A 12,164-nucleotide genomic window follows, 5' to 3' on the forward strand; every position below is an offset into this window, starting at 1 on the left:
ATGGGTTAAATGAAGCCATCGCGCCAAAAAACTGCCAGGAGCCGCCCCATGCCCGCCCAGCAGACGGACGCGTGGAAAGACTCACTCGCGACAAAACCCCACATCTAGACGGATACCACAATGAGACCACAAGACACCCGCGACTCACGGCAGCGACTCGGACTGATATCCGTCACAAAACAGTCGAATCCTCCGCGGCGGCGGCTCTGCTAACAACCGACGGACCATCGTCTGCAGTCTGGCGGCGACGTCGGAGGATATGCCCCCCTCCCCTACCGCCGCAGTTGCCTCTGCGGCATCGCGTGAGGATCCACTTGGCCAAGCGGGACCGAATGCGCATAGTGCAGGCATGAAAGCAGCTGCAATCACCATGGTGCACAAGGACTACTGGGCTTTGCGCCAGTGGTACCGGCATTATTCCAACGCCCTCGGGGCTGAGAATCTCTTTGTCGTCGCCCATGGGCCGGACCCGGCGGTGCAGGAGATCTGCCCGGAGGCATCGGTCATCACGATCCCCCGGGACCGGTTGCAGGGATTCGATCATTGGCGCGGACGCCTTCTGAACGGAATTCAACGCGGCCTGCTGGAGATCTACGACTGGGTGATCCGCACCGATGCGGATGAGCTGATCTGCGTCGACCCGCAGCGCTGGTCCTCTCTGCCGGAAATGCTGGCAGAGCAAGAGGCCAGCGCCATCTTTGCCCTTGGGGTGAATGTCTTTGCACCCGACGGCAAAACCGGAGCTGCGCCCTATGACGGCCTGTTCTCCGGGCACTACAGCAAGGCCTGGGCCGTGCGTCAGCCGCATGACCTGCGGCGCCACGGGGTACAGGTGCGGCCAAGGCGGCTGGCGGAGTTCCCCTATTGCATGCCACGCGGCGTCTATCTTGCGCATCTGAAGTTCGCCAACCGGCAGGCGGCGACCGAGATGGCTGATATCCGAACGGAGGTTGCAGGCGCTGAAGGCACCGGGACGCCCGGCAAGGCCTGGAAGCAAGCACATCAGGAAATGGCAGCGCAATTCGCGGCCCTTGCCGATCTGCCACTGTCGCCCTGGGAGAAAGCCGAGGCAGCGGCCTGGGACGCGTTGCAATCGCCGGTGCGGGACGAGGGGATCTCGGTCCTGCGCAGCAAGAGCCTGCGGTTTGACCGCCGGGTGCATCTGCCGGATTGGTTTCCGCCCCGCGGAGACTAAGGGCAGAGGCTAGCCCTGCCCTTTCGCTCTTTCCCTTAAAGGTCGACCTCGATGGTGCCGTCCTTTTGTGCTGCGCGCGATTGGCACAGGATGACCGCGCCTTTGCGCTGCGCCTTGGACAGGACGAAATCCCGGTGCTCGACCTCTCCAGAAAGGAGGTCACATTTGCAGACCCCGCAGATCCCGTCGGCACATTTCACATCGACGCCGATCCCGGCCTCTGCCAGCACATCGGTCGCACTTTTGTCCGCCGGGACGTGCAGATCCCGCCCAGACTTGCGCAGGCGCAGTGTGAAGGGGTGGTTTTCATACTCGGGCACCTCGGGGACCGAGAAATACTCCAGATGCCGCGCCTCCTCGGGAAAGCCCTGGCGCTCGGCGGCCTCAAGCACCCCCTGCATGTAGCGATCCGGGCCGCAGGTGTAGACGTGATACCCTGCCTGATAGTCCGCCAGAACCTGATCAAGATCGGCCCGGGTGCCTTCCTTCGAGGCATGCACATGGACGAGATCCGCCCAAGGTACCTGCGCAAGATCGGGCAGATATCCCGCCGCTGTGCGGTCGCTTATGGAATAGTGCAGCTCGAACGGGCGGCCCAGCGCATGCAGACGATGCCCCATCGCGATCATCGGGGTGACGCCGATGCCGCCGCCCATCAGGAAGGACTTCGCAGCGCCCTCCTCTAACGGGAAATGGTTGATCGGCTTTGAAATAAAGATCCGGCGCCCTTCGGTAAAGATCCGGTGCAGCAGTTTAGAGCCGCCCCGCCCGGCATCCTCGCGCAGAACACCGATCTGATACTTTGACCGGTCGGCAGGATCGCCCGACATGGAGTACTGCCGCAAGAATTCCGGCGCCACGACGATGTCGAGATGCGCTCCGGCGGTCCATTCCGGCAGGTCGCTGCCATCGGGGCTGCGGAATTCATACTTGGTGACATCGGCGCTCATCTCTTCGACCTTGGAGACGATCACCTGCAGCACGGGACTGTCCGCGTCGTTGGAATAGATGTGATCCCAGGCCCCGGTTTCCCCGCGCGCCCGGCGGGATTGATATTCTTCGGCGGTGACCATCGCCTGATAGGCCTCGATCCCGGCCTCCCGGTCCATCGGGAACGGATAGGGCCAGGGGTGCGGCGCCAGCGGCGCGGGATAGACCGCAAGAGTCTGATCCTCGTATTTCAGATCGAGATCCTTTTGCAGGCCGCGGGCATTGACCGGGTGACGAGTCGGGCGATAGCCACCGTCCTCTTCCAGCTCCAGATCCCACCACCATTTCTTGGCCGGGTTCATCTCACCATTTCCCAGCGCATCGTCCAGTTTCGCCAGCGCAGGCGCCGCCTTGGGCAGTTTCATCGCCGCCCAGCGGAAGGGCTTTTCGGCAAAGATCCCCTCAAGATTCCACGGACAGGTCTTCATGCAGCGCCCGCACATGGCACCGCCCGGCGTGGTGATCCGGTAGGTGGTGCATTTCTGGCTGTCACTTTTCCAGATCTCATAGCCGTTGAACATCAGCTTGGGTCCGGCCGTGATCGCCCCCGAGGGGCATTCGCGGGCGCATTTGTTGCAGCTCTCGCAAAAGGACTGCAGGCCAAAGTCGATCGGCTTGTCATGCGCCAGCGGCATATCGGTGGTCACCACCCCGGATTTCAGGCGCGGGCCAAGGAAGGGATTCAGGATCACCTCGCCAATGCGGCTGACTTCCCCCAGCCCTGACAGCAGCAAAAGCGGCGGTTGCAGGACCTCGCCGTCCATCACGGTGTGTGCCTTGGCCTTGTAGCCAAGGTTGCGGATCTGCCGCGCGATCACCCCGCCCAGCAGGGAAAACCGTAGATAGGCCCGCATGGATTGCGCCACCGCGATCCAATCGTCGCCCGAGGTGCCCTCGGTGGTGTCAAAGCCCTGATCGACGATCATGCTGATGGCCTGATCATGGTCGGGCACGATGGGCGCGCCGGTGGCGTCATGGCTGTACCAGGTCCAGTCGGGGCAGCGACTGATCCCGACCGCATCGATCCCCAGCCAGTAACTGGCGGCCTTTACGTTGGCGGCGTTGCGCTCTGCATCCGCGGGACGCGGTCCTCGCGCGGGTTCACCATCCTGCAACAGGACAAAGGCCCCCAGCATCCGTCGCTGCGCCATTGATGGCGCCGCCTTGCGCGCATAGAGCCCGCCGGTTGCGGCCTTCTGATTTGCCTTGCCCATGTCGCCGAACTGGCTACGGGCAAACATGTCGGCACGTTTTGGGACGCGGGCGACGCGCGCTTCGTCGATATAGGTGGTCGGCGTCTCGACCCGCTTCAGGGTTTCAAAGGGATGCGGCCCGTCCTTGAAATCCCGCGCCGCGAAGGGATCGCCATTCAGCGCCGAACGTTCCGAACCAACGCCCAGCCACCATTTCGGCCCCTTGGTAGAAAGGCCCGGTTGCTGATCCTCGGGCGCAAGCGGGCGATCCATCGCAAGGTCGAAATCGGTGGTGACCACCGCAAGGCCAAAGCGATCCCCCAGATAGGGATTGTGCAAACGGGAGCCATTCACCGTTGCCAGTCCAGCAGCCACCGCAAGCTGGTTCAGGTCCACATCTGCCGAGGTGCCGGTATGCGCCTTGGCGTCCCAGCCCAGCAGGCGAATGTAATTGGCCAGCACCACGGCGGTTTCGCTCGCCCGCAGGCAAGCGCGGTGATGTTCCGCATCGTGCAGCCAGTCGCAGCCATCCTCACCCGGATGCGGGTCGCGCGGCATCTCGTAAAGAAAGGTGATCGCACGGGTATGCCCGCCGATCCCACTGGGCGGCGCCTGCATGGCATCGCGCAGATCCGCCATGATCATATCAATGCCCGAAGCCAGCGTCTTGGTCTGCTTGGTCTTCAGATCATGGGCCAGCCGGTCGATATCCGGATTGCGATAGGGCTGCTGCAGATGCGCCGACTGTGGCACCGGGCCGATCCCGACCATCGCAGCATCAGCAAAATAGCCAAACGCCTTGATATGATCTGCCCGCACCTGGGGATCCTCCGGGCAGCCTGCCTGCGCCTTGTTGACCAGTCCATCCCGGATGGCGTCCATCATCGCCTGATAATCGCCCATGGCGTTGACGATCGACCCCGGCAGATCCGGGCGGCTGAAGGTCAGCGGCTGAAACGGCGGCACCGCAGTGAGATCCGGCATCCTGCCCCGCGCCAGCCGCTCAAGCGGGAAAGGCCCCAGATGAACGGGCCGGTCACGAGTAGAGAAGAAACGCATCGCCATAACACCGGATCCTGCTGTGAATGAAAAAGCTGCGCAGTCTATACCGCAGGTACAGGCCTATCGGTAGCAGCCAATATCCAATTTCACATAAAATCCACTTAACTCACTGAATAATTTAAGAACAATAATGAGAGACGCGCCAGGTAACGCAGCTCTCCACTTCTTATCAGGCCGACGGCCAAGCGACGGATCAGCCCGTGCGGCCGTCGAAACGGCGGACATCCACCCCGCCTTCGGTCAAGCTGGCACGCACCGCGCGGGCCAGAGACACCGCCGTCGGTGTATCCCCGTGCAGGCAGATCGTGTCGATGGCGGTCGGGATACGCTTGCCGCTTTCGGTGATGATCGCGCCTTCCGTGACCATCTGCAGCATGCGCGGACCGGCCAGTTCCGGATCATGGATCACCGCGCCCGGCTGACTGCGATCAACCAGGGTGCCATCGTCGTTATAGGCGCGGTCCGCGAAGATCTCGCCACACCAGTTGCAGCCTAGATCCCGCACCACCTCTTCCATGGCCGTGGCCGCAAGCACCATGATGATGATGTCCGGATCCACCTCCAGTGCCGCCTGATAGCAAGCCCGCGCCATATCGTAGTCGGTGCAGGCCATGTTGGACAGGGCGCCGTGCAGTTTCAGGTGCCGCACCTCGGTGCCCAGCGCCGCCGCCATGCCACGTGCGGCGCCCAGCTGATAACGCACCAGATTGCCCAGCGTCTCATGCGGCACATGCATCCGGCGGCGGCCAAAACCCTGCAGATCCGGAAAACCGGGGTGCGCGCCGATGCCGACGCCATTGTCGCGGGCCAGCCCCATGGTACGCGCCATCACATCCGGATCGCCGGCATGGAACCCACAGGCAATATTGGCAGAGGACACCACGTCCAGCAGCGCCTGATCATCGCCCATATTCCACGGGCCAAAGCTTTCGCCCATATCCGCGTTCAGATCGACAGTTTTGCTCATGTATCGCCTCCAATGGCAAAGGGGTCGGCCAAAGCAGAGACCGCACCGCTGACAAGTTGATAGGACAGAAGGTCCTGAATCTCTGCGGGATCCCGCAGCAGAGGATGGCAACCGCCCGGCAAGGCGCGCAGCGCCCGGTCATATGCGTCCTGAATCTGCAACCCCTCCTCCAGCGAGACCCAGCGGAACCGTATCGACGCGCCCGCCTGCGCCTGGGCCACCTTGGGCAGATCGCAAGGCAGGACTGTCCCGATCCTCGGATATCCGCCAGTGGTCTGGGCCTCACGCAGCAACACGAAGGGTTTACCGTCGCCGGTCATCTGCACATCACCGGGCACGATCACTTCGGACAGGATGTTGAGCTGCCCGGCGGCCGCAAAGCCCTCCCCTTCAGACAGCATTTCAACCCCCATCCGGTTGGCCCGGCTGCCGCGGGTGAAGTCGGTGTCCGCAAACCGGTTGCGCACCTCGGGCGAAAACAGCGCGCTCTGAAAACTCTCCACGATGCGCAGCTCGCCGCCCTGAAACCGGTCTTCTGCAGCAAGGGTCAGCCCCGCTTCGCCCGGTGCATCCGGTCCGGCAGGCAACAGATCACCCACGGCGACTGCCCGGCCCAGCCCCGCCGCCACATGGGCGGACCGGGAGCCAAGCACCGGCTCCGTATCGATACCGCCCCCTAGGTGCAGATAGCCATAAACACCGCGCCGGGCCGGGCCGATGTCCAGCCGCTGTCCAGCCTCAATCCGGTGGCTGGCGTTCCACGCCAGCGCCGCCCCATCCAGCGTCGCGGCCATCGGTGCCCCGGTCAGGGCAATGCGCAGGGGCGCTGTTGCTTCGAAAGTGCCGCCCATGCCGCCCATTTCCAGCGCGGCCAGCCCCGGATCCTGCCGCAGCAAGGCAGCGCCTTCAGCCAACGCCAGCACATCGGCAGCGCCGCCGCGAGACACACCTTGATCCAGTAGACCCGGACGCCCGCCATCCTGCACCGAGGCCGCCGGGCCGATTTTCAGCACCTTCAGCGCGTTCATGCCGGGATCTCCTCTGCGATGGCGCCGCCCATGGCTGCATCACTCTCTCGCAGCTTCAGGAAATCAGCGCGCGAGACCGGTTCGAACTGCAACTCATCCCCCGCCTGCAGCGCAAAGGGCGCTTCGGCTTCGGGGCGGAAGATCATGAAACCCGTCTGTCCGACATGGCGCCAGCCTGTCGGTGTGGCAGAAGAAAACAACACGAACTGACGGATAGCCAAGACCAGCGCACCGCGCGGCACCATCGGCGTCAGCTCGGTCTGGCGCGGCAGATCCCATTCAGGTCCCAGCGGCCCCAGATAAGGCTGCCCCGGCGCAAAGCCGATGGTCAGAACCCGCACCCGCGCCGATCCCAGACTGTCGATCGCCTGCGCCTCGCTCATCCCCGCAGCATCGGCGGCCTCTGCCAGTTGCGGCGCCAGATCGGTGCCATAGACGGTGGGGACCCGCCAGAACCTGCGCCCGGGCGGCAGCGCCTGCTGATACCAATCCCGGGTACTCAGCTCTTCCTCAAGCCGGGCCTGTAGCCTGTGATGATCAAGGATCGCGGGATCGAAACGGATATAGACCGAGGCCAGCGAGGTTGCGGTTTCAAGCACGCCATCAAGGCCCAGCGCCTCAAGCCGCTGACGAAAGGCAAGTGTCGCCCGGTTCGAAGGCTCACTCAATGCATCGGCAAAGGTCACCAGCATACCTGTCAGGCCGACCGTGCGGATCATTGGGAAATCCGAAGCTACGTGCGAAGTCATCCATGCCCCCTGTTTTGCGCGCAAACGTTGCGGCGCAGGGCGGGAGTGTCAACACAGCAGTTTCAATCCTCGCCGGGGATCAGGCCCCCGCGAGCCCCCCCGCCCCTATGACAGGAGACATCTCCGTGCCAGCCAAGACAAGGCGGCGCGTGTCAATCAGAGGATTCAGAAATCTTCCCAGCGCACAGCCTCAGCCGTGGCAGCGCTACCGACCGCGACCGGCGCGGCGGGCCTTGGCCGGGGGGCGGAAGGCTTGGCCGAGGGGCCTTTCCCAGAGCTCTCACCCTTGGTTTCCATGCCGATATCCGGACGCGTCTTGAAGGACTGCACCTCTTGCATCAAATGCGACGCATCGTTGGACAGAATCTGTGTCGCGGCCGTCGTCTGCTCCACCATGGCCGCGTTCTGCTGGGTCACCTGATCCAGCTGCGAAACGCCGGCACTGATCTCGACCAGAGTGGTGGACTGCTCTGAAGCGCCGGTGGCGATCTCGGAAATGTGACCGGAGATCGTCCCCACCGCATCGACGATTCGCTTCAGTTCCTCGCCGCTGCGGCCGACCAGATCGACGCCAGTGCCGACGTTGTCCTTGCTCTCGTCGATCAGTTGTTTGATTTCACCCGCGGCCGTCGCCGACCTTTGCGCCAGCGCCCGGACCTCTGCGGCAACAACAGCAAACCCACGCCCTGCGTCTCCGGCACGGGCGGCCTCAACCCCCGCATTCAGCGCCAGAAGGTTGGTCTGGAAGGCGATCTCGTCAATCACAGTGATGATCTTGGCGATCCGCTCGGATGAGTTTTCGATCGCGGACATGGCGCCAATGGCATCGGATACAACCCGCTCACTCTGCACGGCGACAGACTGCGTGTTGCCAACAATTTCCTCGACCTTGCGCGCGCCTTCAGCAGCAGCGCGCACGGTCGATGTCAACTGTTCCAAAGCCGCCGCCGTCTGCTCCAGCGTGGCTGCCTGGCTTTCGGTGCGATGCGACAGATCGGTGGACGACTGACTGATCTCGGATGCGGTCTGCTCCACCGCGAAGGACACATTCTTGACCGTGTTAACGGCCTTTTCCAGCTGTTCCATGGAGCGATTGAAGGCTTTGGCGATTACCACCGTGTCTTCCGAGCTGCGTACATTGACCCGCTGACGCAGATCCCCCTCGCTCAACGCCTGAAGTCCGGCGGCAACCTCCTGCAGGGCACGACGGCGGGCTGTGACATCGGTTGCAACCTTGATGACCTTTTCGGTCACACCATCGGCACCAACCACAGGTGCATAGGTCGCTTGGATCCACACCACCGACCCATCCTTGGCAAGCCGGGGATATTGATCCGACATGTTGCGCCCGGCTCGCAGCGCCGTCCAGAACTGTGCATAGTCCCCGCTTGCTGCAAATTTCGAATCCACGAACATCGCATGGTTTTTGCCGACAATCTCGTCGAGCTGGTATCCCAGCAACGAAAGAAAATTCTCGTTCGCAGAGATGATGGTTCCGTCAGCTTTGAACTGGATAACCGCCTGAGTCCGCTCGATCATATCCACGAGCACGCGATCCATTTCCGATCTTTCGGGCGCTGCCCGCGTCCTACCTTTAAAAAACACTCCAGCGCTCCGCGATGAGTTGGATTGGTTGTGTACTGAAAGCTCAAACTATCCGGAAATCTCTATCTAAACTTTAACGCTTGCAGAAAATCCGCGGTGCAAAAGAATAGCTCACGCTTCGACGGGATAGATGCCGACGGGAAAATGCGGCATGCCCGCTCCACTACGAAAGGGCGTCTCTGCCACACCGGAACAAAGTAAAGGGGAGAAGAGAAGCAGTGGCGGACCGAGGAGGATTCGAACCCCCGACCCCTTGATTCGTAGTCAAGTACTCTATCCAGCTGAGCTATCGGTCCACTGCTGCGGGATTTAAGGCTCCCAGACGAATGCGGATTTACCATTCGTCTAACCTGCGCCGTCCACACCATTTTCAGTGTTTCAGGTAGTGGCGGACCGAGGAGGATTCGAACCCCCGACCCCTTGATTCGTAGTCAAGTACTCTATCCAGCTGAGCTATCGGTCCACTGGTGGCGGGGTTTAATGTGACCCGCAGATAGGCGCAACCCCAAAAACGAAATTAGTTTCAGCGCACCCGCACGGGCGCGTGAGCGACTTAAAACGCTCCGTCTCCTTTGGGCAGGCAGATCTCAAAAACCGTGCCCTCCGGGCCAGTCTGACGCATATAAACGGCGCCGCCATGGCCCCGCGCCAATTCCTGCGCGATGGCAAGGCCAAGGCCACTGCCCCCCTTGCGCGCGCCACCCTGGAACGGGGTGAACAGGTTGTCCTGCGCCTTTTTTGGCAGCCCCGGCCCGGTATCGGTGATCCGGATTGTCCAGGCGTCATCCTCTTCGCTGGCGGTGATTTTGACCTGCCCCGGCTTTCCGGTCGCGGCAATGGCCTGGCGGGCGTTGCGCACCAGGTTCATCACGATCCGGTAGAGCTGCTCCTGATCTGCCCGCACGGTCAGCCCGGCCGGGACCGCGGCCACGATCTCGACCTCTCCACCGCTGGCTGCCAGTGTCTCGCTTTCGGCGACGTCACAGGCGATCTCATGCAAGGAGACGAAAGCAAATGTTGGCGCGGGTTCTTCGGCACGGCCAAAGGCCAGCGTGCCTTCGCACAGCGAAACGGCCCTTGTGATGGAATTCACCAGCTTAGGCGCCAGCCTGCGCACCAGTGGATCCTCGCTGGTTTCGATGCGGTCGGTGAACAGCTGCGCTGAAGTCAGGATATTGCGCAGATCGTGGCTGACCTTGGCCACCGCTCCGCCCAGCTGCGCCAGCCGTTCTTTCTGCTTCAGCGCGTGGGTCAGCTCGGTCTGCAGCTTCATCAGCGCCTCTTCGGCTTCGCGCAGCTCAGTTACGCCTGCGTTTGGCTGGATGATTCCCCGCGCATCCTCGGGCGCGGCTGCATAGCGCTGCATATAGCCCACAACGCCCTTGATCGGGCGCACCAGAAACACCCGTACCGCCATGAACAGCAAAAGCGCCGTAAAGACCGAGATCACCGCCGACAGGATCAGAATACGAACGCCATAATCGATCATCGCCGACCGCAGGGGCGCGGTCTCCATGGTGATTTCGATCAGCAGCCCGGCATCTCGCACCGGCGCGCCAATGACCCGGATAATGCGGTTTCCGGGCGTCACCATACGCGTCACCGCATCGGAAATGAGCGTGAACGGCCCGGCCATGCGCAGATCAAAGGTGCCTTCGATCGGCTGCGGAATCGGCGAGGACAGCACCAGCTGGCGCATCTCGTCCCGGCGCAGGACCACGTTGAAGACTCCCGCATTCGCCAGAAGCTCCTTCTCCAGCTCCGAATCCAGCATGTCGTCCGCCAGAAGCGCCAGCGAGGCGAGCTGCGCCCGCTCCAGACGGTCCGACAGGTAATCCAGCCGAAACCGGGAAATGGAGGGCACGAAGATCAGCACCTCGGCCAGCATTACAAAGACCGTGGTCAGAACCAGAAATCTGCCCGACAGCGTATTCAGCATTTCGCCCCTTCCGGCTTAGGGGATCCAGCGCTGTACGAACCGGACCACGCGTTCAACCTTGGGATTATCAAATAGACGAGGAGAGAAATAGGCCCCCGCGACCCGTTTGTTAACCTCACCAATCGTCGGATAGGGCGAGACCATGGCCGCGACCTGGCTCATCTTCATATTATTGGCCAGAACAAGCGACCAGAGGTTGATCAGTTCGCCTGCCTGATGGCCGACAATCGTGACCCCCACCGGACGGCCCTTGACCACCATCGCCTTGATGAAACCCTTCGCCTTGCGCTCGGCAAGGGCGCGGTCGTTATGGCTGAAATCAAACCGCGCGATTTCCAGCTTGCTGCCGTGTTTCTTCCGCGCCTCTGCTTCGGTCAGGCCGACCTGCGCCAGTTCCGGGTCCGTATAGGTGGCCCAGGGAATATGGGCGGTCTTTGCCTTTGACGGCAGCCCGAACAAGACAGAGCGGATGATCACCCCGGCATGATATCCCGCCACATGGGTAAACTGCAGCCCCCCGGCCACGTCACCGATGGCATAAACGCGGCGATTGGTGGTGCGCAGGCTGTCATCGACCTTGATCCCCGAGCGCGTGGTCTCGATCCCCGCTACGTCCAGGTTTAGCCGCTCCGTATTGGTCTTGCGCCCGACCGCCACCAACAGATGCGTACCTTTGAAGATGCGGCCATCCTTTGCTTCAACTTCAATAGCCCCCGCCGCGCCGCGAATCTCACTGGCCAGGGCCTGTTCGGCAATCTCAACGCCTTCGGCGCGCAGATGATCCAGCACCAGGGTTGCGGCCTCAGGATCATCCTTTGCCAGCGCGGTGTCACCTTCGATCACCGTCACCTTGCTGCCCAAACGCACATGCGCCTGCGCCATTTCAAGACCGATGGGGCCACCGCCGATGATCAGCAGATGATCTGGGCGCTCGCGCAGATCAAACAGGGTCTCGTTGGTCTCGTAAGGCACCTGATCCAGCCCGGGGATTGGCGGCACCAGCGGCGACGATCCCGTGGCGATGACAATCCGCCGCGCGGTGATGACGTGATCGCCCGCCTCCACCTCGCGCGGAGAAATAAACCGCCCGAGCGCACGGATCACCCGCACCCCGAACCCTTCGAACCGCTCCTGACTGTCGACCGGTGCAATGGTGTTGATCACATCCTGAACATGATCCTTGGCCGCCGCGTAATCCGCCTGCGGCACCTGATCTGCCACCCCGAAGGCCGAGGAATGCGCGGCGCCATAGGCCGCCTTGGCGCTGGCCAGCAGCGCCTTTGAGGGCACGCAGCCGTAGTTGAGGCAATCGCCGCCCATCTTGTGCCCCTCCAGAAGGACCACATCGGCGCCCATCTGGCTGGCCCCGGCCGCGACAGACAAGCCACCTGACCCGGCCCCGATGACCAGCAGATCACATTTAATACGCTGCATGA

Annotated in this window: 8 protein-coding genes and 2 tRNA genes; 1 reads left to right on the forward strand and 9 read right to left on the reverse strand. The window is 62.4% G+C overall.

Annotated elements, in window-relative coordinates; genetic code table 11:
- Positions 1 to 349: 349 nt before the first annotated feature.
- Positions 350 to 1,195, forward strand: coding sequence for a glycosyltransferase family 2 protein (locus AC5SSZ_RS13895; protein WP_495438389.1), 846 nt, complete (start codon positions 350 to 352; stop codon positions 1,193 to 1,195).
- A gap of 35 nt (positions 1,196 to 1,230) precedes the next feature.
- Here AC5SSZ_RS13895 and AC5SSZ_RS13900 read toward each other — a convergent pair whose 3' ends face one another.
- The 9 genes from AC5SSZ_RS13900 to AC5SSZ_RS13940 form a co-directional block, all read right to left on the reverse strand.
- Positions 1,231 to 4,443, reverse strand: coding sequence for a 2Fe-2S iron-sulfur cluster-binding protein (locus AC5SSZ_RS13900; RefSeq protein WP_495438390.1), 3,213 nt, complete (start codon positions 4,441 to 4,443; stop codon positions 1,231 to 1,233).
- Between the two features lie 190 nt (positions 4,444 to 4,633).
- Positions 4,634 to 5,407 (reverse strand): LamB/YcsF family protein, encoded by a 774-nt coding sequence (locus AC5SSZ_RS13905; protein WP_274831113.1) that lies wholly within the window; start codon positions 5,405 to 5,407, stop codon positions 4,634 to 4,636.
- Entirely contained in the window at positions 5,404 to 6,435 is a 1,032-nt protein-coding gene (locus AC5SSZ_RS13910) for a 5-oxoprolinase subunit C family protein (protein ID WP_495438392.1), read from the reverse strand. The genes AC5SSZ_RS13905 and AC5SSZ_RS13910 overlap by 4 nt, the downstream gene beginning before the upstream one ends.
- The gene (locus tag AC5SSZ_RS13915; protein ID WP_274836624.1) at positions 6,432 to 7,184 is read right to left on the reverse strand and encodes a 5-oxoprolinase subunit B family protein; all 753 of its coding nucleotides are present in this window, start codon (positions 7,182 to 7,184) and stop codon (positions 6,432 to 6,434) included. Before AC5SSZ_RS13915 ends, AC5SSZ_RS13910 begins: the two co-directional genes overlap by 4 nt.
- Positions 7,185 to 7,349: 165 nt before the next feature.
- Positions 7,350 to 8,789, reverse strand: coding sequence for a methyl-accepting chemotaxis protein (locus tag AC5SSZ_RS13920; protein WP_495438394.1), 1,440 nt, complete (start codon positions 8,787 to 8,789; stop codon positions 7,350 to 7,352).
- A 219-nt stretch (positions 8,790 to 9,008) separates the two neighbouring features.
- Positions 9,009 to 9,085, reverse strand: a tRNA-Arg gene (locus tag AC5SSZ_RS13925).
- A gap of 90 nt (positions 9,086 to 9,175) precedes the next feature.
- A tRNA-Arg gene (locus AC5SSZ_RS13930) sits at positions 9,176 to 9,252 on the reverse strand.
- Positions 9,253 to 9,342: 90 nt separating this feature from the next.
- Entirely contained in the window at positions 9,343 to 10,728 is a 1,386-nt protein-coding gene (locus AC5SSZ_RS13935; RefSeq protein ID WP_495438395.1) for a sensor histidine kinase, read from the reverse strand.
- A 15-nt stretch (positions 10,729 to 10,743) separates the two neighbouring features.
- Entirely contained in the window at positions 10,744 to 12,162 is a 1,419-nt protein-coding gene (locus AC5SSZ_RS13940; protein WP_495438396.1) for a dihydrolipoyl dehydrogenase family protein, read from the reverse strand.
- Between the last annotated feature and the right edge of the window lie 2 nt (positions 12,163 to 12,164).

The sequence above is a fragment of the Phaeobacter sp. CC-HEC084 genome (assembly GCF_059429255.1).

What these genes read in the sequence shown, in the direction of transcription:
- AC5SSZ_RS13910 (WP_495438392.1), bottom strand. Translation starts at nt 6,435, where the DNA reads ATGAACGCGCTGAAGGTGCTGAAAATCGGCCCGGCGGCCTCGGTGCAG.
- AC5SSZ_RS13935 (WP_495438395.1), bottom strand. Translation starts at nt 10,728, where the DNA reads ATGCTGAATACGCTGTCGGGCAGATTTCTGGTTCTGACCACGGTCTTT.
- AC5SSZ_RS13905 (WP_274831113.1), bottom strand. Translation starts at nt 5,407, where the DNA reads ATGAGCAAAACTGTCGATCTGAACGCGGATATGGGCGAAAGCTTTGGC.
- AC5SSZ_RS13895 (WP_495438389.1), top strand. Translation starts at nt 350, where the DNA reads ATGAAAGCAGCTGCAATCACCATGGTGCACAAGGACTACTGGGCTTTG.
- AC5SSZ_RS13900 (WP_495438390.1), bottom strand. Translation starts at nt 4,443, where the DNA reads ATGGCGATGCGTTTCTTCTCTACTCGTGACCGGCCCGTTCATCTGGGG.
- AC5SSZ_RS13940 (WP_495438396.1), bottom strand. Translation starts at nt 12,162, where the DNA reads ATGCAGCGTATTAAATGTGATCTGCTGGTCATCGGGGCCGGGTCAGGT.
- AC5SSZ_RS13915 (WP_274836624.1), bottom strand. Translation starts at nt 7,184, where the DNA reads ATGACTTCGCACGTAGCTTCGGATTTCCCAATGATCCGCACGGTCGGC.